At 44.9% G+C, this 22,666-nt stretch carries 33 protein-coding genes and 1 pseudogene; 22 read left to right on the plus strand and 12 right to left on the minus strand.

From position 1 onward, the window contains the following. The 3 genes from lpdA to DNHGIG_RS13095 all read left to right on the plus strand — a co-directional run bounded on the left by lpdA (position 1) and on the right by DNHGIG_RS13095 (position 3,133). Positions 1-1,413 (plus strand): dihydrolipoyl dehydrogenase, encoded by a 1,413-nt coding sequence (lpdA, locus tag DNHGIG_RS13085; protein WP_282200000.1) that lies wholly within the window; start codon positions 1-3, stop codon positions 1,411-1,413. Positions 1,414-1,437: 24 nt separating this feature from the next. Beyond that, on the plus strand, positions 1,438-1,692 hold the full coding sequence (locus tag DNHGIG_RS13090; protein ID WP_282200001.1) for a hypothetical protein: 255 nt from the start codon (positions 1,438-1,440) through the stop codon (positions 1,690-1,692). A gap of 175 nt (positions 1,693-1,867) precedes the next feature. Next, entirely contained in the window at positions 1,868-3,133 is a 1,266-nt protein-coding gene (locus DNHGIG_RS13095) for a sensor histidine kinase (RefSeq protein WP_282200002.1), read from the plus strand. 50 nt (positions 3,134-3,183) lie between these two features. Here the strand turns inward: DNHGIG_RS13095 and DNHGIG_RS13100 are convergent, their stop codons facing one another. From DNHGIG_RS13100 to DNHGIG_RS13110, 3 genes are all read right to left on the minus strand, one after another. Further along, on the minus strand, positions 3,184-4,023 hold the full coding sequence (locus DNHGIG_RS13100; protein ID WP_282200003.1) for a hypothetical protein: 840 nt from the start codon (positions 4,021-4,023) through the stop codon (positions 3,184-3,186). 151 nt (positions 4,024-4,174) lie between these two features. Further along, the gene (locus DNHGIG_RS13105) at positions 4,175-5,251 is read right to left on the minus strand and encodes an isocitrate/isopropylmalate family dehydrogenase (protein ID WP_282200004.1); all 1,077 of its coding nucleotides are present in this window, start codon (positions 5,249-5,251) and stop codon (positions 4,175-4,177) included. A 181-nt stretch (positions 5,252-5,432) separates the two neighbouring features. Then, positions 5,433-6,185, minus strand: a complete 753-nt coding sequence (locus tag DNHGIG_RS13110) for an IclR family transcriptional regulator (protein ID WP_282200005.1) — start codon at positions 6,183-6,185, stop codon at positions 5,433-5,435. A gap of 171 nt (positions 6,186-6,356) precedes the next feature. Between DNHGIG_RS13110 and DNHGIG_RS13115 the strand changes: the two genes are divergently transcribed. Then, positions 6,357-7,298, plus strand: a complete 942-nt coding sequence (locus DNHGIG_RS13115) for an amidase domain-containing protein (protein WP_282200006.1) — start codon at positions 6,357-6,359, stop codon at positions 7,296-7,298. 55 nt (positions 7,299-7,353) lie between these two features. On the opposite strand, the gene DNHGIG_RS13120 is transcribed toward DNHGIG_RS13115, so the two are convergent. Together DNHGIG_RS13120 and DNHGIG_RS13125 are read right to left on the minus strand one after the other, a co-directional pair. Beyond that, entirely contained in the window at positions 7,354-7,791 is a 438-nt protein-coding gene (locus DNHGIG_RS13120) for an Hsp20/alpha crystallin family protein (protein ID WP_282200007.1), read from the minus strand. Positions 7,792-7,837: 46 nt separating this feature from the next. Next, the gene (locus DNHGIG_RS13125) at positions 7,838-8,461 is read right to left on the minus strand and encodes a hypothetical protein (protein ID WP_282200008.1); all 624 of its coding nucleotides are present in this window, start codon (positions 8,459-8,461) and stop codon (positions 7,838-7,840) included. A 217-nt stretch (positions 8,462-8,678) separates the two neighbouring features. Here DNHGIG_RS13125 and trmL point away from each other — a divergent pair, with 217 nt between their 5' ends. Then, positions 8,679-9,137: a tRNA (uridine(34)/cytosine(34)/5-carboxymethylaminomethyluridine(34)-2'-O)-methyltransferase TrmL gene (gene trmL / locus DNHGIG_RS13130; RefSeq protein WP_282200009.1), complete on the plus strand. Its 459-nt coding sequence runs from the start codon at positions 8,679-8,681 to the stop codon at positions 9,135-9,137. 29 nt (positions 9,138-9,166) lie between these two features. Next, positions 9,167-10,003, plus strand: coding sequence for an MTAP family purine nucleoside phosphorylase (locus tag DNHGIG_RS13135; protein WP_282200010.1), 837 nt, complete (start codon positions 9,167-9,169; stop codon positions 10,001-10,003). A gap of 55 nt (positions 10,004-10,058) precedes the next feature. On the opposite strand, the gene DNHGIG_RS13140 is transcribed toward DNHGIG_RS13135, so the two are convergent. Genes DNHGIG_RS13140 through DNHGIG_RS13150 form a run of 3 tightly spaced genes read right to left on the minus strand, consistent with a single transcriptional unit; the run spans position 10,059 to position 10,789 of the window. Continuing rightward, positions 10,059-10,289: a hypothetical protein gene (locus DNHGIG_RS13140; protein ID WP_282200011.1), complete on the minus strand. Its 231-nt coding sequence runs from the start codon at positions 10,287-10,289 to the stop codon at positions 10,059-10,061. A 12-nt stretch (positions 10,290-10,301) separates the two neighbouring features. Beyond that, positions 10,302-10,565: a hypothetical protein gene (locus DNHGIG_RS13145; protein ID WP_282200012.1), complete on the minus strand. Its 264-nt coding sequence runs from the start codon at positions 10,563-10,565 to the stop codon at positions 10,302-10,304. Between the two features lie 8 nt (positions 10,566-10,573). Continuing rightward, positions 10,574-10,789 carry a spore germination protein gene (locus tag DNHGIG_RS13150; protein ID WP_282200013.1) on the minus strand — a complete coding sequence of 72 codons (216 nt, stop codon included), beginning with the start codon at positions 10,787-10,789 and terminating at the stop codon, positions 10,574-10,576. Positions 10,790-11,154: 365 nt separating this feature from the next. Between DNHGIG_RS13150 and DNHGIG_RS13155 the strand changes: the two genes are divergently transcribed. The 3 genes from DNHGIG_RS13155 to DNHGIG_RS13165 all read left to right on the plus strand — a co-directional run bounded on the left by DNHGIG_RS13155 (position 11,155) and on the right by DNHGIG_RS13165 (position 12,431). Then, positions 11,155-11,373, plus strand: coding sequence for a spore germination protein (locus DNHGIG_RS13155; RefSeq protein WP_282200014.1), 219 nt, complete (start codon positions 11,155-11,157; stop codon positions 11,371-11,373). A gap of 16 nt (positions 11,374-11,389) precedes the next feature. Continuing rightward, a complete protein-coding gene (locus tag DNHGIG_RS13160) occupies positions 11,390-11,635 on the plus strand; it encodes a spore germination protein GerPB (RefSeq protein WP_282200015.1) in 246 nt (81 codons plus the stop codon). A 127-nt stretch (positions 11,636-11,762) separates the two neighbouring features. Further along, on the plus strand, positions 11,763-12,431 hold the full coding sequence (locus DNHGIG_RS13165; protein WP_282200016.1) for an N-acetylmuramoyl-L-alanine amidase family protein: 669 nt from the start codon (positions 11,763-11,765) through the stop codon (positions 12,429-12,431). On the opposite strand, the gene DNHGIG_RS13170 is transcribed toward DNHGIG_RS13165, so the two are convergent. Then, a complete protein-coding gene (locus DNHGIG_RS13170) occupies positions 12,416-12,718 on the minus strand; it encodes a hypothetical protein (RefSeq protein WP_282200017.1) in 303 nt (100 codons plus the stop codon). The genes DNHGIG_RS13165 and DNHGIG_RS13170 overlap by 16 nt on opposite strands. A gap of 95 nt (positions 12,719-12,813) precedes the next feature. Between DNHGIG_RS13170 and DNHGIG_RS13175 the strand changes: the two genes are divergently transcribed. Genes DNHGIG_RS13175 through DNHGIG_RS13185 form a run of 3 tightly spaced genes read left to right on the plus strand, consistent with a single transcriptional unit; the run spans position 12,814 to position 13,869 of the window. Next, positions 12,814-13,332 (plus strand): Hsp20/alpha crystallin family protein, encoded by a 519-nt coding sequence (locus tag DNHGIG_RS13175; RefSeq protein WP_282200018.1) that lies wholly within the window; start codon positions 12,814-12,816, stop codon positions 13,330-13,332. Between the two features lie 13 nt (positions 13,333-13,345). Continuing rightward, entirely contained in the window at positions 13,346-13,726 is a 381-nt protein-coding gene (locus DNHGIG_RS13180) for a hypothetical protein (RefSeq protein ID WP_282200019.1), read from the plus strand. Continuing rightward, the gene (locus tag DNHGIG_RS13185) at positions 13,723-13,869 is read left to right on the plus strand and encodes a hypothetical protein (RefSeq protein ID WP_282200020.1); all 147 of its coding nucleotides are present in this window, start codon (positions 13,723-13,725) and stop codon (positions 13,867-13,869) included. The genes DNHGIG_RS13180 and DNHGIG_RS13185 overlap by 4 nt, the downstream gene beginning before the upstream one ends. Before the next feature lie 29 nt (positions 13,870-13,898). On the opposite strand, the gene DNHGIG_RS13190 is transcribed toward DNHGIG_RS13185, so the two are convergent. Continuing rightward, positions 13,899-14,468 carry a TetR/AcrR family transcriptional regulator gene (locus DNHGIG_RS13190; protein ID WP_282201424.1) on the minus strand — a complete coding sequence of 190 codons (570 nt, stop codon included), beginning with the start codon at positions 14,466-14,468 and terminating at the stop codon, positions 13,899-13,901. Positions 14,469-14,697: 229 nt separating this feature from the next. On the opposite strand from DNHGIG_RS13190, the gene DNHGIG_RS13195 reads away from it, so the two are divergent. The 3 genes and pseudogenes from DNHGIG_RS13195 to DNHGIG_RS13205 form a co-directional block, all read left to right on the plus strand. Beyond that, entirely contained in the window at positions 14,698-16,596 is a 1,899-nt protein-coding gene (locus DNHGIG_RS13195; protein ID WP_282200021.1) for a PrkA family serine protein kinase, read from the plus strand. Between the two features lie 215 nt (positions 16,597-16,811). Continuing rightward, positions 16,812-17,972: a sporulation protein YhbH gene (gene yhbH / locus DNHGIG_RS13200; protein WP_282201425.1), complete on the plus strand. Its 1,161-nt coding sequence runs from the start codon at positions 16,812-16,814 to the stop codon at positions 17,970-17,972. 12 nt (positions 17,973-17,984) lie between these two features. Next, positions 17,985-18,170, plus strand: a pseudogene (locus tag DNHGIG_RS13205) (SpoVR family protein); the annotation flags it as partial. Positions 18,171-18,187: 17 nt separating this feature from the next. On the opposite strand, the gene DNHGIG_RS13210 reads toward DNHGIG_RS13205, so the two are convergent. Continuing rightward, a complete protein-coding gene (locus DNHGIG_RS13210) occupies positions 18,188-19,615 on the minus strand; it encodes a recombinase family protein (protein WP_282200023.1) in 1,428 nt (475 codons plus the stop codon). A 175-nt stretch (positions 19,616-19,790) separates the two neighbouring features. Between DNHGIG_RS13210 and DNHGIG_RS13215 the strand changes: the two genes are divergently transcribed. Continuing rightward, positions 19,791-19,994: a helix-turn-helix domain-containing protein gene (locus tag DNHGIG_RS13215; protein ID WP_282200024.1), complete on the plus strand. Its 204-nt coding sequence runs from the start codon at positions 19,791-19,793 to the stop codon at positions 19,992-19,994. A 309-nt stretch (positions 19,995-20,303) separates the two neighbouring features. Here the strand turns inward: DNHGIG_RS13215 and DNHGIG_RS13220 are convergent, their stop codons facing one another. Further along, positions 20,304-20,675, minus strand: coding sequence for a helix-turn-helix domain-containing protein (locus DNHGIG_RS13220; protein WP_282200025.1), 372 nt, complete (start codon positions 20,673-20,675; stop codon positions 20,304-20,306). A 138-nt stretch (positions 20,676-20,813) separates the two neighbouring features. On the opposite strand from DNHGIG_RS13220, the gene DNHGIG_RS13225 reads away from it, so the two are divergent. The 6 genes from DNHGIG_RS13225 (at position 20,814) to DNHGIG_RS13250 (ending at position 22,640) form a co-directional block, all read left to right on the plus strand. After that, positions 20,814-20,999 carry a helix-turn-helix transcriptional regulator gene (locus DNHGIG_RS13225; protein WP_369414712.1) on the plus strand — a complete coding sequence of 62 codons (186 nt, stop codon included), beginning with the start codon at positions 20,814-20,816 and terminating at the stop codon, positions 20,997-20,999. 242 nt (positions 21,000-21,241) lie between these two features. Next, the gene (locus DNHGIG_RS13230) at positions 21,242-21,424 is read left to right on the plus strand and encodes a hypothetical protein (RefSeq protein WP_282200026.1); all 183 of its coding nucleotides are present in this window, start codon (positions 21,242-21,244) and stop codon (positions 21,422-21,424) included. Next, on the plus strand, positions 21,402-21,614 hold the full coding sequence (locus DNHGIG_RS13235; protein WP_282200027.1) for a hypothetical protein: 213 nt from the start codon (positions 21,402-21,404) through the stop codon (positions 21,612-21,614). Before DNHGIG_RS13230 ends, DNHGIG_RS13235 begins: the two co-directional genes overlap by 23 nt. A gap of 3 nt (positions 21,615-21,617) precedes the next feature. Then, positions 21,618-21,761 carry a hypothetical protein gene (locus DNHGIG_RS13240; RefSeq protein ID WP_282200028.1) on the plus strand — a complete coding sequence of 48 codons (144 nt, stop codon included), beginning with the start codon at positions 21,618-21,620 and terminating at the stop codon, positions 21,759-21,761. 329 nt (positions 21,762-22,090) lie between these two features. Further along, positions 22,091-22,309 carry a hypothetical protein gene (locus tag DNHGIG_RS13245; protein WP_282200029.1) on the plus strand — a complete coding sequence of 73 codons (219 nt, stop codon included), beginning with the start codon at positions 22,091-22,093 and terminating at the stop codon, positions 22,307-22,309. Positions 22,310-22,451: 142 nt separating this feature from the next. Beyond that, on the plus strand, positions 22,452-22,640 hold the full coding sequence (locus DNHGIG_RS13250) for a hypothetical protein (protein WP_282200030.1): 189 nt from the start codon (positions 22,452-22,454) through the stop codon (positions 22,638-22,640). Positions 22,641-22,666: the final 26 nt, after the last annotated feature.

The raw sequence follows: 22,666 nt of genomic DNA on the forward strand, positions 1-22,666 counted from the left end.
TTGGTTGTGGGTGAATTTTCACAAGATGTGGATGTCATGGTGATCGGTGCGGGGCCGGGAGGTTATGTAGCGGCCATACACGCTGCCATGTTGGGAAAACAGGTGACACTTATAGAAAAAGGCGAGCTTGGCGGTGTTTGTCTGAATCGTGGGTGTATTCCTTCAAAGGCTCTTATCGCGGCGGCCCATCGCCATGAAATGATCAAACATAGTGAAGATATCGGCTTCTCTGTACAAGGGGTGCACATCAATTGGGACAAGATACAGACTTGGAAACAGAGTGTGGTCGATAAACTGACGAGCGGTGTGGGATCACTGCTTAAATCCCGTAAGGTACAGATCCTTGAGGGGGAGGCGCTGTTCGTCAGTCCAAATGAGATACGCGTTTTCAAAGGATATGAAGTACAGCGTTACCGATTTAATCACTGTATTATCGCTACAGGTTCAAGGCCAGTCGAGCTTAAAGCGTTTCCTTTTGGCGGACGTATCCTCTCATCGACGGAAGCGTTATCTCTGCAAGAGATCCCCAAGAGCCTTGTCATAATTGGAGGCGGTTACATCGGAGTCGAACTGGGACAGATGTTTGCCAAGTTTGGCGCAAAGGTGACCGTCTTGGAAGGAGCGGAAAGGATCCTGCTTGGATTTGACGCGGAGATGACTCGGTGGGTGGAACGCAGACTGAAAAAATCAGGTATTGATGTCTATACGAATGCGAAAGCGAAAGAAGCCATTCAACAGGATGATCAAGTAACGGTTACTTTCGAGACAGGCAATGAAACGAAGCAAGTCACGGCAGACTACTTGTTGGTAACCGCAGGGCGGGTTCCGAATACAGAGAACCTCGGACTTGATGTGGCCGGTGTGAAAGTAAATGATCGCGGGTTGATTGAAGTGGACAATCAGTGCAAAACCAACGTCCCGGGAATTTATGCGATCGGGGACATTGTTCCGGGACCCGCTCTGGCTCACAAAGCTTCTTATGAAGGAAAGATTGCCGCGGAAGTGATTGCTGGCCATCCCAGTATTGTAGATTACAAAGCGATTCCTGCCGTCGTCTTCTCTGATCCTGGGATGGCTTCCGTAGGCCTTGATGAGAATCTAGCCAAAGAAAAAGGGTATGAAGTGATTTCAGGCAAGTTTCCTTATGCGGCAAACGGAAGAGCATTATCTCTGCATGACAGCGAGGGATTTGTGAAAATTGTCGCAGAGAAAGAGCGCGGCATTGTGCTTGGGGCCCAAATTGTAGGCCCGGAAGCTTCCAATCTGATCGCGGAACTCGGTCTGGCCGTCGAGATGGGAGCGACCCTAGAAGATTTGGCACTTACGATTCACGCACATCCCACATTGGGAGAAATGGTCATGGAGGCAGCGGAAGCGGCGCTGGGGCGCGCGACTCATATCGTCAGTAAGTAATGATACGAAAGAGGAGGGAGTAAGATGCAGGAAGAGCGCTATGCCGGACAGGGGTATAATAATGAAGCGCTTTTACGCGCGGCACAAGTCGTCGGAGGCAAAGAATCAAAAGAAGTGAATCGCATGACGAAGGATCAGGAACATGATGAAGGGGCTCTCATGTATACGTACGTACAAGTGATGGATGCGTACCGAGAGGGGACGGTCGATAATCACATCGATGATTCCAAGAACGGAGTAGATTCGATACCCCAAACCGGTTATGAAGGAACGAGTTGAAGAACGGTTCACAATGCATCCCCTAGATTCAGGGGATGCAATTTTATTGAATACATACAAAGGATTTTGAAAATTTGGCACGAACATATTATCTAATGAACAACTATTGATAAGTTCAAATAAGGATGTGATGGCACACACAGCGAGGTTTGATGAGTTGGGAAGAGGTGATCACTTGGTCATTAAAGATTTCATTATTAATATTTTTATCATTATTATGACGATTATTCCGACATTCTCCTATCATTTTCATAATAGGAAAATGGAGCGGGTATCTATCGCGTTATCTTCAGCAATCTCAATTGTCTTATGCATGACATTTCCATCTACCGTGCTCCCGGGACATATATATGATATGCGTTTCATTCCTCTTCTGATAGGAATTTTGTACGGCGGCTACAAAACAGGGGTATTCCTGGCAGGGATTTTATTGGGATATAGGTATTATTTGGGGGATGACGGTTTTTACACGACTCTGTTTTCTTATCCTTGGGTCATCGTACTCACCATTTTCTTCAGTTATCGGTTTCATCAATTCAATCGTTTTTATAAGCAAACCATCGTGATCGGTCTTACCATGCTGCAAACATCCTTGGTCATCATGATCAGACTCATTCGTTTTGAGGATTATGATAGAAGAATTCTGTCATTTTTCCTCGTTTATATGTTTATGAACGTGTTAGCTGCATGGCTGGCACATTACTTAATCGAAGTGATTTTGGAAAACAAAGTAATGAAGGTTGAAGTGCAGCATGCGGAGAAGATGCATGTCATCGGTGAACTAGCCGCTTCGATCGCTCATGAGATTCGCAATCCGATGACAGTTGCCCGCGGATTCATGCAACTGTTGAGTCAACGGGAAAAAGATGAGCAAAATCGGAAATATATGAATATGGCCATTCAGGAACTCGATCGGGCTGAGTCGATTATTAACGATTATTTGTCGTTGGCAAAGCCTCAATTAGAGAAGACGGAAACGATCTATGTCGGTCAATTGCTTCATCAGGTTACGAGTGTTATCTCATCATTCGCGTTAATTAATGGAGTCGTCATCCGTACATACTCACAGGATCATTTATGTATTCGCGGGAATTCACATAAGCTCACGCAGGTATTGATCAATATCACTAAAAACGGAATTGAGGCAATGCCACAAGGCGGTACGTTGCAGATCATCGCTTCGAAACATGAGGAATTTATAAGGATCGATGTGATCGATACGGGAGTGGGCATGAGTAAAAAGGAGCTGGGTCGATTGGGCAGCCCCTTTTATTCGACCAAAGAAAAAGGAACAGGTTTAGGTTTGATGGTCTCTTACCAGATCATCGAATCCATGGGCGGGAAAATATATGTGGAGAGCGAGAAAGGGAAAGGAACCTGTTTTTCCGTGATGCTTCCCGCGGTAGTTCTCAAGAATGCGAATCACAAAAAAGTGGTTTGAGGGAAAGGAAAACCGCTCCAGTTGGAGCGGCGAAATCAGGTATATCATTCTTAATTATAGTTGGTATAGGAAGGTCCTTCTTCGGATTGTCGGTCTGCTTGCAATGTCTGTTGCAGAGCGCTTTGATTGACGAAAGACGAACCGGTAGCTCCTTGGTAACCGCGATAACCGGCTTGTACATTATAGTTGGTGACGGAAGGTCCCTCATTGGGAGCAAACTGACGGTCAGCGCGCAGAACTTGCTGTAAAGAGTTCTGATTGACAGAGGATTGCGCAGTTCCTTGATAATTTTGTTGATAAGCGCCTTGTGTGTTGTAATTGGTGACGGAAGGTCCTTCGTTGGGAGCAAATTGTTGGTCGGCACGTAACGTTTGTTGTAAAACGTTTTGATTAACCGAAGACTGTCCCATGGTTCCTTGATATTGGCTTTGGTAAGCACCGCCTTGCACATTATAGTTCGTATACGACGGTCCCTCATTCGCATTGGCTTGACGGTCTGCACGCAATACCTGTTGTAAAGCGTTTTGATTGACGGAGGTTTGACGAGTTCCTTGGTATTGTTGTTGATAAGCTCCTTGTACATTATAGTTGGTGACGGAAGGTCCTTCATTGGGAGCATACTGTCGATCCGCTTGCATGACTTGGGAAATTGCCCCTGCTGCATAATGAGGCTGTGCAAAACCAGATGGCCCAAACGAAGTTTGGCTCGTTGAGGCAACCGCTTGTTCGAGACGGTTACAAATTTGGATGATCTGCTGAAGTTGCGATGAAGCATTCGATTCTTGTGAACTCAATTGATTTAAAATTTGGGTGTTTCTCGCTTCATTTTGTGCGAGGCGTTGCGATAATTGTCGAATTTGGTTTAGATCTTGTTGAATCGAGCTCCACATAGTCGTACTCCTCCTCGGTATATATGGATTCGATTCATAGTTTGTACATTCACTTCAAGACTATGCGTTTTTTAAAAAATGAAACGGTCGTCCATGTCTACGATGCGAATGCAATCGTAGAATGTACGACCGTGTAACGAATCTTGACTGATTATGCGAGTGCGGACCAGACTTCCAGTTTGGTTTTCACCCGGCGGATGACTTCGTCGGTGAAGTCGGTGGTGCTCGTGGAACCACCTAAATCGGCTGTACGAATGCCTTCAACGATGGCCTCCAACGTACTTTCATAGATCGCACGGGACGCCCGTTCCGCTTCATCCGTATCAAAGTACGTGAGCAATGCGGCACCGGCTAAGATCATCGCCATCGGATTCGCCACGTTTTTGCCGTAAAGAGCAGGTGCGGTTCCGTGTGGTGCTTCCGCCATCACGACTTTAGGATTGTAATTTTCATCGAAAGAGATGAGAAGAGATTCAGAACCTGCAATGGATCCAAACATTTGAAGAACGAGGTCTGAGAGGCAATCCCCATCACGATTTAATGCGGGAATCACTAACGGTTCCCCGGATGTGTTCAAAAGAAGAGCATATGTTGCATCGATGAGTTGAGGATCATAGCGTACATCTTTGTTCTTTTCGGCGGCACGATCCATTTCTTCTTTCAGCATCCCTTCATAGACGGGAGAGACCGTGTATTTCGGACCACCAAACACTTTTGCTTTCATTTTGCGTGCTTGAATGAATGCAAATTCGGCTACGCCCCGGCAGGTGCGGCGAGTAATCTTTTCTGTGCGGTAAGCGATCTCATCGAGACCTTCGCCTTCTCGCCATTCTTTGGCACCGTATGCATCATCGACGGCCATGCGGACGACGGAAATCGGTGCGTGCACACCCGGCAACGGATTTACACCCGGAATCCTTCTGCCTGTACGGATAATGACCGTACCGTCGATTCCCTTACGCAGAATCGCATTGGGGGAGCCGACATCTCCCTTTGCTTCCGGGGTGATCGTCGCTGCTTTAATGCCATAACCATATTGGCACATAGCGGCTGCCGCGTCATGAACCACTTGATTATTGGTTGCACGGCGATTTTCCAAAGATAAATCAAAGTGTTTAAACTCGATATCAACACCCGTTACGGAAGGATCGAGCACCCGCAAAGCTTCTTCCAAAAGCTCTTGTCCGGTTTGGTCACCTTCCATAACAACTACCGTTTTCTTTTCCACTGCGTATCACCTCTTGCTTCACTTGATTACCTATATGATGAAAGGTCAATATTTCCCCGATAGTGTGTACATCTGTCGTACAATCCATTACCAAATGCTCTTGATTGCCGCTCCTAGCATTGCTCGGCCGGTTTTGTCCTTCTTAGTAAAACGTTTAGGTTTAGAAAACCGATGAAAGCCATTATCTCTTGAGCATCTTCATGATCATGTCTGCCGAACGTTTGGCCGCTTCGGCAAAACGCTTCACCGCCTCATTTGTGAAACGCCCTACAGGGCCAGAAACGGATAAAGAAGCAATGAGTGTACCATCGCGGTCAAAGATCGGTACGGCTACAGCGGCGGCACCTGGTTCCCTTTCTTCGATAGAGACGGCATACCCGTTTGCACGTGCTTTGTCAAGGGAAACCAGGAATTCTTCACGATCCAGGTCACGCGGCCATGATGGGTCGTCGAACAGTTGCAAGACAGATTCCCTGTCATCCCAAGCTAAGAGAATTTTCCCTGATGCACCTACATACAATGGCAGGCGTCTGCCAATATTGGCTACCCGACGAACCGGCTGATTGCTCTCGACCGCTTGTATGCGAATCCTCTCATTGCCTGCACGAATATATAAAGAAATTGTTTCACCGAGCAAATCACGCAAGCGTGTCATTTCTGGAACGACGATCGATGAAAGATCATCCGATTGATAGACATTGCTGACTAACTCAAGTACACTCCAACCGAGGCGATATTTGTCAGTGTGAGGGTGGCGTCGAATAAATCCTTTATTCTCCAGAGAAGAGAGCAGGCGATGAACGGTGCTTTTATGTAAATTGACTTTCTTGGCGATATCACTCAAACCGAGTTCCGTCTCGGTTCCCGCAAAACAAAGAAGGATATCCAATGCCCGTTCAACAGCCCGAACCGTTCCTTTTTCCTTATCCGTCACCGTAACCCCCTCCTTACATAGAACGAGGTTTCGTGCTACGAAACTACGTTCCACTATATAGTATATCATTTTCCGTAAAAGATAAAGACCTTTTCGATTTTTAGGTGATTGATTCTTCATTTGCACGTAAGAATAAAGTAGACATTCATCATCGAGAAGGGGGACACATGTTTGGAAGAAAGGTGGAGAACGCTCGTCAAAGCTTTTTTTGCCGCGAGAAATCGCGCGTGGATCACCGGAGACGTAGAAGAATTACTCTCATTTTCTCTCGACGGGCATGTCCGGCAAAGAATCATAAAAGATATACAACTATTGGGGCGTGCAGCGGAACAAAGAGGGTGTACGTATCGGGGAAGCAAAACCCGCCTGGAAATTCTGCGAGCACACTGTAAAGATCATGAATGTACACTCGATCTTCGCGAACATAAATTATGGTTCTATCAACAGGCAGGAGAAATCGAATCGACCGCACGGTCGCAGAACATCCGTCTGCACTTAATAAATGAGGACATTTGGAAAATCCATGACGTACAGATTGAGTTTGAAAACAAACAAACGACGGGTTCCTTGATTGCTACAGACGGGCCATCTCTGCTTTATGAAACGAATGAATACCGGGGGACGTATGACCGTCTTCGAGCATTCAAGTACGCGGAACTCTGGTGGAACGGTTTCAACCCGGGCTATCTCAAATTTCAAGTGGATTGTACAAACTATGTCTCACAAGTGATAGCGGCAGGCGGTTTCCCGATGGAGTTCCATGCGCGCAGGGATCGGGGATGGTGGTACAGACATAAGGGAGGAACTCATGATACATGGAGTTTCAGCTGGGCGGTTGCCAACGCTTTGCGCTTGTACTTGGAACATTCGCGCCGAACGCAGAGGGTCGAACACCCTTCCCAGCTCAAAATCGGGGATGTGATCTGTTACGATTGGGATGGTGACGGACGCTGGCAACATAATACGGTCGTCGTTGATTTTGATAACCAGGGGATGCCGCTCGTCAACGCGCATACGGTCGCCAGCCACCGCAGGTATTGGGACTACCAGGACAGTTACGCGTATACGGAGAGAACGCAATACCGTTTTTATCACATTCTCGATACGTTTTAAGATGGTTCATGAATGGGAAAGAGCCCCGGAAATCCAGGGCTCCTCTTCAAAGAGGTTATCGTTTCGGCAAGCGGATCGTCCATACCCTTTTTTGCACGCGCACTTCACGGTTTTGCCATCGAACGGGTTTTTCTATGGGGATGACCCTTTCAAAATGTTCATAATAACTCTGCCACATCGCACCTTGATCATTGTTGGTTTTGGCTTCTTTTTGTACGGTGCGTCGCAAGCGCAAGTGGCCATCAACAAATTGCGCATCGATATCGTTCGGTTGTTCTACATTCTTGAGGAACACGGAAATATGATATGCGTCGTCCGTCTCTTCAACTTTTACCTGGTTGTTAAACTCTTCAAACACTTTTTCCAAATGATTGGGATGAAACCACTTCTCTACTTCGTTGAACATCTCTCTTAAAACGCTTTGTGGTTTATTGATTTCAGAAAATTTACTCGGGTACGGTTCCCAATTGTCAGGCATTTGATCACGTTTCATGAAAATCCCTCTTTCCCGGCAAGAAAATCGATCGTTGGGTTTCTTTTTATGAATTCTGTGTACGACTTTCACGACCCATGTAACTTTCGCGGGCGAGACGGGAAGGGCTTTCTCGCCTGAAACTGTCGCTTTCTTGCAGTCGACTCATACTTTCACTTCTTGCCCGTGAATGACTTTCGCTCCGGAATTGTGATTGGCTCTCAAGTTCTCTTTTGTTAATTGCCTGTGTCGAACTTTCTTTTTGTACAGCAGAAACGTCTGTAACAAACTCTTTACAACCCAGGAATCCCCCGTGTCCTTGTGGCCAATCGATGATATCCGAATAGGTTATGGTTTCGTGAGAATTATCAATCGATCCCTGATTCCCTAATTTGAAAATTATTGCATCTAGTTTTTCAAGAATTTGATTGACCTCGTCGGAACGGACGCCCATAAATCTCGCTTTTTCCAGAAAGCTTCGTACATCTGCCTGAACCTGCTCCACATCGCGTGCATATTCTCTCAACAGTTCGTAGGATTTCGTCATAAACTCGTGTTGATTGAATTGGCTTTCTCTAACAAGCTCAACCAGGTGTTCGATTTCCACAGACAACCTTTGAAAAGCTTCCGTTTGATGAAACGATTCCGCTTGGCGATAACTTGCATGGGTTCTCCCTTGAACTGGATACACGCACGGTTCCTCCCTTAAAGTTTTCTTCATCTGCCATACACAACATATTTCCCTCACTAGGTAAATGTTCAAAAATTGGGCATCTGCCTTCCAGTTCTGCCGAAGTAACCAAACGAAGTCAGTGGGGCTTGCAAGATTTTATGTTTTCCTGTGACTTGCAAGAAGGGAGTTCAATTTGTACTCTAAATATAGATTTGGTGATGAACGGAGGTACATCATGCACATCGTTTTGGTAGAGCCGGAGATCCCGGCGAACACGGGAAATATCTCACGCACATGTGCGGCAACAGGTATCACTTTGCATCTGGTGAGACCGCTTGGTTTTTCTACAGATGATAAGCATTTGAAGCGGGCGGGCCTCGATTACTGGCACCTGCTCGATTTACACTATCATGACAGCTTCGATGACTTGAAGGCTAAATATCCGAACGGCCGTTTTTTTTATGCAACGACCAAGGCGAAACGTTGGTACAGTGAGTTTCAATATCGTGAAGACGATTTTTTTGTATTCGGCAAGGAGACAAAAGGCTTGCCGGATGAACTGATACAAGAGAATATGGATACATGTATCCGCATTCCGATCCGGGCCGATGCTCGTTCTCTGAACTTGTCCAACGCGGTTGCGATCGTTGTATTTGAAGCGTTGCGCCAACTGAATTTTCCCGGGTTGCGTTAATTTCCCAATGAGAGGAGTCGATTTTGTATATGAGCAATCAACAAATTCCAAGGACGCCGTACGCAATCATAGGCGGATCGAGCACTTTTTCCATACGGTTTCCGGAAGATCTTGAATTACCCGATTGTGAAATACTTGCTGACGGTCTTGTTTTTGACACGCCCTATGGGACAAGCCCGAAATTCAAGTTGTTTCGTTTAGGAGACAAGGAGGTTCTCACCGTCAAAATGCACGGTTGGCGGCCGAATGAAGTGACTCGTGCAGTCGCTTCCCAACAGTTGTTCTGGGTATTCGCCCAGGCAGGTGTTAAGAAGATCTACGCGGAAGGTGGGGTCGGCGCCATCAACCATCTCTTGCGTACGCGAGATATCGTTGTTCCGACCGACTACATCGATCGCTCGATGAGAGTGGATGTCGGTTTGGGCGGCCCATACCTTCTCATCATGAGGCAGCCGACTTGTCCGCACGGACGCAAGCGGTTGGTTCGGGCTGCAGAACAAAACCCGATCGGCCGTGTATTTGATCGCAGCATTTATGCCAATACGGACGGACGTCATTTCGAATCGGTAGCCGAGGTACAAGCATTGAAAATCCTCGGTGCCGATGTCGTCGGTCAGAGCATGTGCCCGGAAGTGTATCTTGCTCGGGAAATAGGGGCATGTTACGCGCGTCTCGACATGGTCGTGAATTATGCCGAAGGGATCGTGAAAGATTGGGAGCATGAGGTGCTGAAAGATATTTTTTACAACGAATCGAAGGCGATCGCTCGCATGCTCATCGACGCGATGAAGGATACACCTCTGAGCGAAGACTGCGGTTGTGCCGATCTGCGAAAAGATACATTGCTGCGCGATAACGAAGGGTAGAATACAGAAAGCCAGCGAAAAAGGATATCCTCTTTCAGCTGGCTTTTCGTATCGCTTAACGAATTACACCGACAGCACCGGTAGGACCGCCTGGACCTGATGGTGCGAATACGGTTTCCGGTGTTACCCCTCGGGTGAACGTGACGGCTCTCGGAGTAATTCTTTCAGCATCCCCGAGAATCACCGTGCCGGAGTTGGATACGGAGTTCACTTTCAAATAAGAAATCAGAAGATCCCCGTTTGTAATATCCATTTTGATTCTGGCGCGATGCCTGCGCCTGCTCATCGAATTCCCCTCCTATGGATTGGGTAGCTGTTCACCATATATGTTGAGATCATTGTTATCGGTATCACGCTGATTTGCATAATGCAGACGGGTCTTGGTAGGAGCGGCGCGTTCCATCGTCGTGAAACTGGGGGCTCCGCGAAACCCACCTACTGCACGTGCGATCGTAAAGGGAGAGACAGTACCTACGTCTCCCACCTGCACGACACCTCCGAAAATGATCCCTAAACAAGAAAAATGCTTGACGAAGACACGTTTGGTTCTACTTTTTTTCATACACCCATTTAAAAAGCTGTCCGTTGGTTTGCATCATTGACATCTTGGTCATTTGTATTTGTGGTATTGAGAATGGACATCGTTCGCGCGACATCTCCCGTATTGAACGCTCCGGAACCTACATATGTTTTGGATAATGTTTTGGGAACGATATAAGCGGAATCGCCTGTCTGCAGAACTCCCCCTACAGTAACCACTTTAAACGCTCCGACGATCGCAGGCATATCTTCACCACCTTTGTTGATTGTGATAATAGTGTACGATCTAAGAGGTTAAAAGGTACCAAAAACGCCTAAGTTGCGTACATTGAAGAGAGCTATCTTGAATACTCGTGCTTGGGTGGGTGTATCACTTTGCGCTTGGGTTCGATGAAGGACGTTCCGCTCGGATTCTTAACAGTAGTTGCGGAACGACCTTCAACTCACCTCTGCGCTGCAAAGCGATACAACCCACCCAAAAGCCACTCAGTTTCAAAAGGCAACCTTAAACTTCCGCATAAGAAACTTTTCATCCTCTGATGGCGCCGCCGCTTGCTGCAAGGGTGGCTACCTTTAGGTGAAAGCAGTGTCATAAAAAAGGTGGTGTGCAAGTGCCTGCCATCCTGGGAACGTTTAAAGTGGTCAACGTATCGTCGGGCGGGGTCGTTCATATTGGTGACGTGGGTGTTATTGCTCCAAAAGCCGCATCGAAAACATACGCCGGTTCGGGTTCGTTTAATACGGGAGATTTTCCAGCTACTTATAACGTCGTCAGTTCAACGAATACGAATGATCAAGATATTAATGATGAAAACATGGCCGGTTTATAAAAAGAGGTGCACCTTTATGAAAGTGAAACAACAAATTATGATCGGAAACCTGCGAGTGAACTCCATCTCGAATGCATCGATTCTCCAGATAGGTAGCAGCGGTATGATTTACACGAAAGTAAGGGATGTTAGAGAATACTATCCTGCCGCACCGGTTCCGGCGGGAGAAGGATCTGCAGAAAACGGGACTCCGTCATCCCCTGCTCCCGTATCACCGGAACTGCTTCCCACTCCGGAACCGCCTGAACAAGGGGATGGATGATGGAAAAAAGATACATCCTTTCGCGTTTTTCTTAAGCAAAAGGTGTATCTTTTTTTATTTCAGGGAAAGTATAACCTATGGTTTCCTTTCCACCGTAATGAGAATGTAGAGTGGGAGGTGTAACAAAGTGTTCGCCATTCTCGGATGTTTTCTCTCATTGTTCTTGATGGCACATCCTGTATATGCCTCAACCTTCAAAACACCGGTGATCGTAATCGACCCGGGACATGGCGGGATCGATGGCGGAACGCAGAATGCGGACGGTACTGTGTTGGAGAAAGACTTGAACCTAATCATTGCCAAAAAATTAGCCGACCAGTTAAAAAAACACGGGTTAACCGTGGAGTTAACCCGAGAGAAGGATGAAGATGTGACGAAATATGCTCCTCATGACCGCGGCTGGGGGAGACATAAACGCGATCTCTTCGGGCGAGTTGAGTTTGCCAGGCAGAAACAAGCGACAATCATGATCAGTCTCCATGGCAACCACGGTACGAACAAAAGTCGTGGGGCTGTGGTCTTTTACCAATTATCGTCACCCGAAAGCTATCTTTTGGCTTCCGAACTGCAGACACGTTTAAATCGATTGACTCAATCGTTTCATTCTCCCGAGAAAGGAAAAGAGTTCTACATCATCAGGAAACCCGAGATTCCAAGTGTTCTCGTGGAGTATGGATATCTATCGAACCCCAATGAATTCGCCAATCTTATGGACGAGAAATACCAGCAAAAGATGGTGGAAACATTAAAAGAGGGCATCCTGCATTTTATGATCTTCTATCACCTTCCAAGATGAGGTACGGGTTTGAATAATCCCAGTCCATACGTTCGATCCAAACAGTCGGCATAAGCACGAGCTGCTTCAATATAGCGAGTCTGGAGTTGATTGCAAGCTTCTGTTTTCGCTCCTTCCCCCTGGCAAATCGTAAGGTATTGAGCCAAATGGTTAGCGGTTAGCCACTCTTGAAAGCAAGGATCCATCTGTGCGAGAGGGGGAGGCGAGAGAGAAGCAAAAAAAGGATCATTGAAGAATATTCCCGTTACAATTCGTGTACGTCCGGGACGAGTGGGCAAGCGTGCCATTGAGAAACACCTCCTTCCCAGGATACCCTATGCGGGGAAATCAAGCACCGTGAATGGGCGACCTGCATACGGTAAAAGCAGGAGGTGACCCACGAATGAATGATAATCCTTTTGAACCGTTGAAGAATTTGGGACACATGACGGAACAGCTGAGACAAGTATTCGGCGATGATTTTGTGAGCAAACTCATCCAGATCCCTCAACCCAACTTTCCGATGATGAACCACATCCCGTTCGGTTCGGACATATTCAATGGACAAAAAACGAATCAATGGCCGAGGATCGATGTCTTTCATACCCGTTCGGAGGTGGTGGTCGTTTCGGAAATCCCAGGCTTGCAGAGCGAGTCGGATGTGAACTTATATGTAGAAGGGCGTCAACTGAAGATCAGCGGAAGTTTACCGTCTCGATATGGACATATTGGAAGGGATCGATTTATTTTATCCGAGATTCGCTATGGAGCGTTTGAGCGAGCAGTGAACCTTCCTTTTCCCATCCGTTCCGATCGAATGAAGGCAAGGTATCGGCAGGGAATATTGGAGGTACGTCTGTTAAAAGATCAAAACGATCAGAGTTGGAAAAAAGGACAGCATGTTCCGATCCTCTTTGAATGAGGAGGACTGCTTCATGGTAGATCCCTGGAATTTCGAATTGATCGCGATTAAAAAGCGTCTGTATGATATCGAAGAACAGGTTCACAAGAAATCGACACCCGTTCGAGTAGATAAAGTCGAATACCGCATCGAGAATCTTATCGTAGAGAAACTGGATAACGGTACACTGGACTTGGGGGTACATTTGGGGAATGAGGTAGGCAGGGGGATTGGGAAAGGAGATGACAGCAAAGGAAATGAATGGATGCTACCCGCACAACCTGCCGATCTTATAGAAGAACTGCAACACGTGAAGAAGCGAGTTGAACTTCTTGAGATAAAGATGAGGAACATCGAAATGAGGGTGGAACACCTTACACGCTCGGTTGAATATCTGGAGGGGTTACATTCGTGAAAATCAAATACCGAATTACCCATCTTATTGTCAATACGATGGATCATTCCAGTCAGATACGCATAGGAGCCCAGGAACATCAGGAGAAGAAAAAGGAAGAACATATAAAGGAAGGGAAGAAAAAGCGCCGCACTTCATTCTGATAGGTTCGGCGCGTATTTTTTCTAAAAGGTTAAGAAAAACGGGTTAATCCTTGAAAAATAAACGGATGCAATAGCTCTTCCATCTTTTCCACATCAATGGTCTGCCCGCCCAATATCACGTGCAACGCAGGGATTGAGAGGCTGCCGAATATCGCCCATGCAACCATTTCCGGGTCACCGACTTGAAATTCTTTCTCTTCCATCCCTTGACGGATGAAAGATTCAATATATTTTGTATAATCACGGAGCAATCGGCGAAAACGCTTTTGTCTCTCGTGTTCACCCCACGCTTCCCGCAAAAGGATAATACAGAAATCTTTATACACCGAAAAGAAAGCAAGTTGCTCATGGATCGTGACGGCGATCTTCTCTTTTCCGCTCATTTCAGGCGTGATCTTCTTTTGAACCGCTTCTTTCAAAAGTTCCATCCCTTCTTGAACGAGGAAGAGAAAGAGATCTTCCTTGCTTTTAAAATGGTAATAGATCGTGCCTTTCGCTACATTGGCTCTTGTAGCGATATCGTCCATCGTCGCTTTGTCAAACCCTTTTTCCGAAAAAACATCGACCGCCGCCTGAAAGATCCTGCTGGATTTACTCATTCGCACGCGCTTTTCACCTTCACTCTGAACTCATCAGCTCTACAATCTACAGTAAACAGCAAAAACGGAGGAGTCAACTGTCGAATGAGCCTGGCATAGATATAAAATACGGAACAGATCTTTTCTCAACATGAGGTACTAACTACCTGTTCTTTAGAATAATGTAGGAAAAAAAGGAGTACCCGGCACAGTTCAAGGGCACGGGCCCGAACGAAAAGGGGGAGAAATGATGGACATTGTAAGTCGTTTAAGCGCCTACCGGGCAAAAGAAGAATCATTGGCCTGGGAAGGTACATTTCTAGACTATCTGGAAATCGTCCGTAAAAATCCCAGAGTCGCTGACACGGCCCATTCCCGTATTTATGATATGATCGCATCTGCCGGGATCGAAACCACTAAAGATGGTAAAAAAAGATATAATTTCTTTTCTAAGGAAATTTATGGTTTGGACGAAGCGATTGAGCGCCTCGTGGAAGAATATTTCCATTCAGCGGCAAGACGACTTGACGTGCGCAAGCGGATACTCCTTTTGATGGGGCCTGTTAGTGGTGGGAAATCGACGATCGTCACGATGTTAAAAAGAGGATTGGAGCAATTCACACGAACGGAAGCGGGAGCTTTATACGGAATTAAAGGTTGCCCGATGCATGAAGAGCCGTTGCATCTGATTCCCGTAGAATTGCGTCCCGAATTCGAGAAAGAATTTGGTGTACGCATTGAAGGAAGTTTATGTCCATCCTGTCGTTTGAAATTGCAAATAGAATATAACAACCAGATTGAAAACGTTTTGGTTGAACGAGTGATCTTTTCGGAAGAAGACCGCGTCGGCATAGGAACATTTTCTCCGTCGGATCCCAAGTCGCAGGATATCGCCGATCTCACGGGATCCATCGACTTCTCGACGATTTCCGAATACGGATCCGAATCAGATCCGCGCGCTTACCGGTTCGATGGAGAATTGAATAAAGCGAATCGTGGACTGATGGAGTTTCAAGAGATGTTAAAGTGTGACGAAAAGTTTCTCTGGCATCTGCTTTCCCTCACGCAGGAAGGAAATTTCAAAGCCGGCCGATTCGCGTTGATATCCGCCGATGAGATGATCATTGCACACACCAACGAAAGTGAATATAAAGCGTTTATTTCCAATAAGAAAAATGAAGCGTTGCAGTCCCGCATGATTGTCATGCCTATACCCTATAATCTGCGCGTTGGCGATGAAGTAAAAATATACGAAAAATTGGTCAAACAGAGCGATCTGAAGGATGTGCATATCGCCCCGCACGCATTGCGTACGGCATCGATTTTCTCGGTCTTGACGAGATTGAAAGAATCGAAAAAACAGGGTATGGATCTTGTGAAAAAAATGTACCTGTATGATGGGGAATTGGTCGAGGGATATAAGGATAAAGACGTTCAGGAATTACGATCGGAAGCGCCGGATGAAGGAATGAGCGGTATTGATCCGCGCTATGTGATCAATCGTATTTCGAGTGCTCTGATTCGTCGCGATACCCCTTGCATCAATGCACTGGATGTCTTGCGGGCATTGAAAGAAGGGCTTGATCAACACGCTTCTATTACCAAGGAAGACCGTGAACGTTTGCTCAATTTTATCTCGATCGCACGAAAAGAATATGATGAAATCGCGAAGAAAGAAGTACAGAAAGCATTCGTCTATTCGTATGAAGAATCGGCCAAAACATTGCTCGAAAACTATCTCGACAACGTTGAAGCGTATTGCAATTGGCAGAAGCTGAGGGATCCGATCACGGGAGAAGAGATCGACCCAGATGAAAAATTGATGCGTTCGATTGAAGAACAGATCGGAATTTCAGAAAACGCGAAAAAAGCGTTCCGTGAAGAGATCTTAATCCGGATTTCCACATATGCGCGAAGAGGGAAAAAATTTGATTACAACTCCCATGAACGATTGCGTGAAGCGATTGAGAAGAAACTTTTTGCCGATCTTAAAGACGTCGTGAAGATCACCACATCAACGAAAACCCCTGATGCGACACAGCTCAAGAAAATCAATGAGGTGACTGCAAGACTGATCGATGAACATGGGTATTGCCCCGTTTGCGCGAATGAGCTATTGCGTTATACAGGCAGTCTTCTCAACCGTTAATTTGCCGGGCCCGGCTTTCGCATGTGCGAGCCGGCCTCTTTCTCCATATAGGCAGATTGAAATAGGGTTGAATCCTTCACTGATGGAGTCGCTTGAGGCATGTGATGCTACTTCCTGGAAATTATAAAAAAATTCCGATAAGTCCTGTTGTTCGTCTCAAATGAAGCCTTGTACGCATAAAATAGAGTAAACAAGGGAAGGAGGGAACGATCATGATGAACACTCCTGGATTTATTCTTTCCAAGGAGGATTGGTCGCTTCATCGTAAAGGCCACCAGGATCAGTTGCGACATCAAGAAAAAGTAAGAGAGGCGATAAAGAAAAATCTAGCAGATCTTGTAAGTGAGGAAAGCATCATCATGACTGACGGCAAGCAGATTATCAAAGTGCCTATCCGTTCCCTGGATGAATATCGTTTTCGCTATAATTTCAATAAACAACAACATGCTGGACAGGGCAACGGAAAATCATCGGTCGGTGATGTGATTGCCCGGGACGGCGGAGATGCACAGGCGGGACCGGGGAAAGGCCAGGGAGCCGGTGACCAACCGGGTGAAGATTATTATGAAGCGGAAATCTCCGTTGAAGAATTGGAAAATATCCTCTTTCAGGATCTAGAATTGCCTAACTTGCAACGCAAAAAGCAGGATCAGTTGCAAACAAATGATATACGTTTTAATGATGTGCGCAAAAAAGGCATCATGAGCAATGTAGATAAGAAAAGAACCATCATGGAAACATTGAAACGCAACGCCTTGAACGGCAAACCGGGTCTGCACGGAATCTCCCCTGATGATCTGCGATACAAGACATGGGAAGAAGTCAAAGTCCCTCGCAGTAATGCTGTCGTATTGGCGATGATGGATACGTCAGGTTCGATGGGGACATTTGAAAAGTATATCGCGCGCAGCTTCTTTTTCTGGATGGTTCGCTTCTTGCGGACGAAATACGAACATGTCGATATCCAGTTTATCGCCCATCATACGGAAGCGAAACTGGTATCGGAAGAAGATTTTTTTACAAAAGGGGAAAGCGGGGGAACTATCTGTTCCTCGGCGTACGCACTGGCTCTTGAACTGGTGGATAAACGTTATCATCCTGACCAATTCAATATCTATCCATTCCATTTCTCGGATGGCGATAACTTGACATCAGATAACGAAAAATGTGTGCGTATCGTTAAACAATTAATGGAAAAATGCAATATTTTTGGTTATGGCGAAGTGAATCAATACAACCGCAATTCTACGTTGATGAACGCATTCAAGCATATTCATGATCCTAAGTTCAGAAGCGTGCTGATCCGGGAAAAAAGTGAAGTGTATAAAGCGCTGACAACCTTCTTTACGAGCGATACCAAACAACAGGTATCGTAAGGGGGAACGGGTATGACGAAAGAGGAAATCAAGATATTGGAAAAGTCAATCGAGCAAATGATGGAAATCGCCCGTTCGTTCGGGCTTGATTTTTATGATATGCGTTTTGAAATTTGCCCGGCTGACATTATTTATACGTTCGGGGCATACGGTATGCCTACACGTTTCAGCCATTGGTCATTCGGAAAGACAAATAACCTTTCAAATGAAAAAAATCAAACGTTCCAGAAGATCTCCGGATCCCGGTCAGGATGAAGAATGATTCTATCGATGGCTGCGCGTAAGATTGCTTGTTGTTCGTCTAAAGTCATAAAATCCCAGGATTGACCAATCATTTGGAGATATTCGATTACTTCCCCTGTACGATCCCTGCTTGGTAAATCATCTTCGATTTCTTCGATACGCAATAAGAGCTTTTTCTTTTCTTCTTCAAGTCCCCTGATTCGACTTTTCAATTGAATAGGATCAAGCATTCCTTCTTCAAATGCGTCATACCAACGTTCCAATTTGCGTTCGACAACTTCAAGTTTTTCTTTTAGATCGTCCAATAAGCCTTCAGTACCATTTGAATCTTCTTTGTTGGCCAAAATCTCATCCTTAACATCTTCAGGTTTAAGAGCGAGCTCCTTTAAACGCTCAATCACCCATTTTTCAAGTACGTCTTTCTTTTTGAAATCCAAAGAACAAGGTGGTTCGTCGCTTGTCCTATTTTTTGGTCTCTCATTTTTAGATTTACAAACATAATACTCATAAGAATAGCGTTTTTGACCTTTCCTGCTGTTTTTGAAGATGTGTATGACTGGTCCTCCGCATACGCCGCAACGAAGTAATCCGGAGAGCAAATAAGTTCCCATTGGCGTTTTACCGTCCAACCTCCGTCTCATTTCCTCGTGTACCATTCTCCAAGTTTCCAAACTGATAATTGCCTCATGTTTTCCTTCAACCAAATCACCAAGCAAATTCATTCTACCTGTGTATATCGGGCGCATAAGAATCTCACGGACTCTAGTATGGTCAATACAAATATCATTTGTTCGAGCGGCAGCCCACTCAGCAATCGAATTGTATGAATGTCCTTGCAGGTACATTTTGAAGATGTTCCGAACGATGTCTGCTTGTTCAGGATTGATGATTAACCTTTGCGCTTCTTTGTCCCACTCATATCCAAATGGAACGCGACCACCATACCAAAGTCCTTTGCGGATCCGCTGGCGACGTCCTGATGTGGTCCGTTCAATGATAGTATCTCGTTCCAACTGAGCGAAGACAGCGAGGATCCCGAGCATGGCTTTACCTAGTGGGGTCGATGTATCGAAAGGTTCTGTAGCCGATTTGAAGGCAACGCCGTTTTTATCAAATACATCTTCCAAAAGATAAAGCACGTCCTTTTGTTTTCGGCCGAGACGGTCCAATTTGTACACAATAACCGTTTGTATCTTCCCTTGCTGAATATGTTTGATCATACGTTGAAGAGCGGGGCGGTCCATATTTGTTCCGGAATAACCATCGTCAATATAAAGACGATATTCGTTCCAACCCTGTGATTTGCAATATGCGATAAGTCGTTCTTTTTGATTCTCTATTGAAAATCCGTGCTCTGCTTGTTCGTCAGTACTTACACGAACGTAAATAGCAATTGTCATTCTCATCACCCTTTATGGGAAATCATACCGTTGCATTGTTGGTATTTATAAGTAAGATTAGAATTAACATGCTAATTATATGCTTATAACTGTTTTTATACTGTCGTTTTTATGTCGATTTGCGGAAGGTGGTGGTAATGTAGTACGTTCGTCCTGATGGGAGGGCGAACAAATTATGACAGATGAATTGCTAGATTTCAAACAAGCTGCAGAGTTTCTCAGAGTTAGCGACAAAGTTTTGATGAAACTTCTACAGGAAGAAAATGTACCAGCACGAAAGATCGGTAATCAATGGCGTTTTAGTAAGCAAGCTTTAATTAATTGGATAGCGGAAGGAAACTCAAGAGATTATACAAAGAAAATGCGCGATGATACATAACGAAAGCGTTTGAATACCTTCCAAATTACAATAAATCACATTGACAAATTCAAGCAAATATCCGATTATCAAATTAAAATACGAACGTACGTTCTCGTTGTTTTGGAAGGTGACCAAGATGAGTAAGGGTGTAGTTACAATCTCGAGCCAAGAGAGTAAAAAGGATTTAGTTCTTTTGCTTGAATTTTTCAAGAAAATAACAACAAAAGTCACAATTAAATAGAAGATCTTCTTATAAATATTCTTCTTACTTAAAATATCTACTAATGTATCATTTCAGGATATTAATGCAAGAATCTAAGCAGGTTATTACCTGCTTTCTTGTTGTCGTTTACTTTTTAGAAATTCTACATATTTAAGTATATCGTCTACATCCTCTTCTGTAGCATCCGGAAATTCGAAGAGCTGTTTTATTTTCTCGATAGGCATTTCCCCGATCGAATCATATAATTTTCTTTCACTTTCTGTTAGAACAACTTCAGGATGATCCACGCGTCCGAACAAATAATCTATTGAAACACCGAAGAAATCTGCGATTTTTTGAATTACATCATAATCTGGATGTCTTCGACCCAGTTCATATTGAGCATAAGTTGAACGAGGAATACCAAGCGCTTTTGCTATGCCTTCCTGGCTTATTTTCTTCTCCTTTCTTAATTTAACAAGTCTGTTGTAAAGCATCATACCAACCTCCTGGTTCAAATTGGTAACAACATTTTAGTTGCGAAAGAGAACAAAAAGTAGTTGACTGATGCGATAAGCAACATTATAATGAAAACAAAATCATGTTGCGTTTCGCATCAAAAAGGTGGTGAAATCTTGAAAAGAACTTGGCTTACCACTGCAAGGACTGAGCGCAACTTGACTCATCAAGAGTTGGCTGATATGGCTGGTATCAGCAGATCTTACTATACTCAGATCGAGTCAGGTTTGAGAAATCCTAGCGTGGAGGTAGCTAAGAAAATAGCAGATGTTCTGGGTTTTAAATGGACAATTTTTTTTTGAACAATAATGTCTCGAATCGCAACAAAAACTCCATAAAATGATTATTTCCAATTAAAAAAATAGTTATACACAAGAACCATTGATCTGTATGTAAGAATACCTTATTTTGTTGCGTATTGCAACACGAACAACATGCGAACATAATGTGAATTTTAACTAAATATGGGGTGATTATACATGAGTTTTATTACTACATGATCGTTTACACCCTCTCATACCTTTGTATAAAGGGAGGGAAGGCCATGAAATATGTGAATCTGAAGCCAGAAGCACATAGGTTAATCGCGAAGATTTGCGTACAAGCAATACTTCGCGCTCAAAGGCAAGGAATTCTCAAAAAGAGTGTAGTTGAAGAGGTTGCTGTGTCCTTCCAAAAAGATTTAGACGAAAGGAGGGAAACTCATGAACCGGATCTACAAGTCTGATGACCAACGCCTAGTGGAGATCACCTCAGAACACTCGAGGCTTTCTGCCGAATACGGCGCAAGAGGTACAACTTCTGAAAGAAAAGAGGAAATCCTCGTACGAATAAACGAACTGCGTGCCGAAAGATCGGCCATCTTGCAAAAGCAAGCCGCCTATAAGGCGGATGGACAAGCCTGGAAGGAGGTTTGAAACGTGGACGTTCTTACTATCATCCTCATACTCCTGATCGCTATGTTATCTGGAGTTGCTTATACATCTGGGAATTACCTTGTGGGTATTTGTTGCCTTTCATTTTCAGCGATCTTCGCAATCGCTATGCTGGCTAAACCAGAATAAAGAGGTGGACAAGCAGTGTACGAAACAGCAGAAGAGATTCAGCGTCATATCGTTCAGCTCGAGGAGTTTCTTCGAAAAACAACGTGTGTTCCTGAGCGCGTGAAGCGTGAGGTTCAAGAGGAGATCTCAGACTACAGGATGCAGTTATTCCACAAGAGGCACGAGTTGATGAACTTATGAACGATTTCAAGAGGTTATCAATAAAAAGAGGCCCGATGCGCCTACATCGAGCCACCCAGTTGAGGGTAAGGGAAAACACTTGTAATTAGATCGTAACAGAAAAACAGAGAAAAATCCACTTAGATAAGTCTTTGAAAGGGGGTGAGTCGATGTACTACGGATATTGCAGGATCCCACATTCTGCAGGAGGTGGTTGGACGTCAGCAGTTGAGTTAGAAACTCCGCAAGATGTTTGGTCGTATATCAATCTACAAAAGACTTTGTTTCCTGAAGTCCGAATAACGGACGTAGATGATTACATCGTTGCACATGCTCAAGCTGGCCGAATCGTTTTTCCACATAAATGGGCGGAAAAGGAAAAGGCCTAATCGTCTAGCACACGATTAAGCCCCTACTCCGTGGATGAGAGAATTAAGTTTACTAACTTATTCTACCACAGATATCAAAAATTTATACATCCGAAAGAAAGAACGAGCTGTCCAAATGTTGACCATGTGAGGTGAAGAAGGGATGAAATTAAAAATCCCATTTCACGTTTACGAATGTGCCGACTGTGTCGCCACATTTGCAGTCGAAGCACACGAAGATATTGATCATTCCGTGATAGTATGCCCGATGTGTAATCAAGAATCAACATTTAGCGGCGTTGCGGACAATGTTCTGGTTGAATTCGAGTCAACTAATCAAAACGAAGATTGAGGCGGTTCGAATGCAAAATCGATCAG

It is taken from the genome of Collibacillus ludicampi, assembly GCF_023705585.1.
Lineage (GTDB): Bacteria > Bacillota > Bacilli > Tumebacillales > BOQE01 > Collibacillus > Collibacillus ludicampi.

What these genes read in the sequence shown, in the direction of transcription:
- DNHGIG_RS13090 (WP_282200001.1), top strand. Translation starts at nt 1,438, where the DNA reads ATGCAGGAAGAGCGCTATGCCGGACAGGGGTATAATAATGAAGCGCTT.
- DNHGIG_RS13100 (WP_282200003.1), bottom strand. Translation starts at nt 4,023, where the DNA reads ATGTGGAGCTCGATTCAACAAGATCTAAACCAAATTCGACAATTATCG.
- DNHGIG_RS13120 (WP_282200007.1), bottom strand. Translation starts at nt 7,791, where the DNA reads ATGAAACGTGATCAAATGCCTGACAATTGGGAACCGTACCCGAGTAAA.
- trmL (WP_282200009.1), top strand. Translation starts at nt 8,679, where the DNA reads ATGCACATCGTTTTGGTAGAGCCGGAGATCCCGGCGAACACGGGAAAT.
- DNHGIG_RS13135 (WP_282200010.1), top strand. Translation starts at nt 9,167, where the DNA reads ATGAGCAATCAACAAATTCCAAGGACGCCGTACGCAATCATAGGCGGA.
- DNHGIG_RS13140 (WP_282200011.1), bottom strand. Translation starts at nt 10,289, where the DNA reads ATGAGCAGGCGCAGGCATCGCGCCAGAATCAAAATGGATATTACAAAC.
- DNHGIG_RS13145 (WP_282200012.1), bottom strand. Translation starts at nt 10,565, where the DNA reads ATGAAAAAAAGTAGAACCAAACGTGTCTTCGTCAAGCATTTTTCTTGT.
- DNHGIG_RS13150 (WP_282200013.1), bottom strand. Translation starts at nt 10,789, where the DNA reads ATGCCTGCGATCGTCGGAGCGTTTAAAGTGGTTACTGTAGGGGGAGTT.
- DNHGIG_RS13160 (WP_282200015.1), top strand. Translation starts at nt 11,390, where the DNA reads ATGAAAGTGAAACAACAAATTATGATCGGAAACCTGCGAGTGAACTCC.
- DNHGIG_RS13170 (WP_282200017.1), bottom strand. Translation starts at nt 12,718, where the DNA reads ATGGCACGCTTGCCCACTCGTCCCGGACGTACACGAATTGTAACGGGA.
- DNHGIG_RS13175 (WP_282200018.1), top strand. Translation starts at nt 12,814, where the DNA reads ATGAATGATAATCCTTTTGAACCGTTGAAGAATTTGGGACACATGACG.
- DNHGIG_RS13180 (WP_282200019.1), top strand. Translation starts at nt 13,346, where the DNA reads ATGGTAGATCCCTGGAATTTCGAATTGATCGCGATTAAAAAGCGTCTG.
- DNHGIG_RS13190 (WP_282201424.1), bottom strand. Translation starts at nt 14,468, where the DNA reads ATGAGTAAATCCAGCAGGATCTTTCAGGCGGCGGTCGATGTTTTTTCG.
- DNHGIG_RS13195 (WP_282200021.1), top strand. Translation starts at nt 14,698, where the DNA reads ATGGACATTGTAAGTCGTTTAAGCGCCTACCGGGCAAAAGAAGAATCA.
- yhbH (WP_282201425.1), top strand. Translation starts at nt 16,812, where the DNA reads ATGAACACTCCTGGATTTATTCTTTCCAAGGAGGATTGGTCGCTTCAT.
- DNHGIG_RS13210 (WP_282200023.1), bottom strand. Translation starts at nt 19,615, where the DNA reads ATGACAATTGCTATTTACGTTCGTGTAAGTACTGACGAACAAGCAGAG.
- DNHGIG_RS13215 (WP_282200024.1), top strand. Translation starts at nt 19,791, where the DNA reads ATGACAGATGAATTGCTAGATTTCAAACAAGCTGCAGAGTTTCTCAGA.
- DNHGIG_RS13220 (WP_282200025.1), bottom strand. Translation starts at nt 20,675, where the DNA reads ATGCTTTACAACAGACTTGTTAAATTAAGAAAGGAGAAGAAAATAAGC.
- DNHGIG_RS13230 (WP_282200026.1), top strand. Translation starts at nt 21,242, where the DNA reads ATGAAATATGTGAATCTGAAGCCAGAAGCACATAGGTTAATCGCGAAG.
- DNHGIG_RS13235 (WP_282200027.1), top strand. Translation starts at nt 21,402, where the DNA reads ATGAACCGGATCTACAAGTCTGATGACCAACGCCTAGTGGAGATCACC.
- DNHGIG_RS13245 (WP_282200029.1), top strand. Translation starts at nt 22,091, where the DNA reads ATGTACTACGGATATTGCAGGATCCCACATTCTGCAGGAGGTGGTTGG.
- DNHGIG_RS13250 (WP_282200030.1), top strand. Translation starts at nt 22,452, where the DNA reads ATGAAATTAAAAATCCCATTTCACGTTTACGAATGTGCCGACTGTGTC.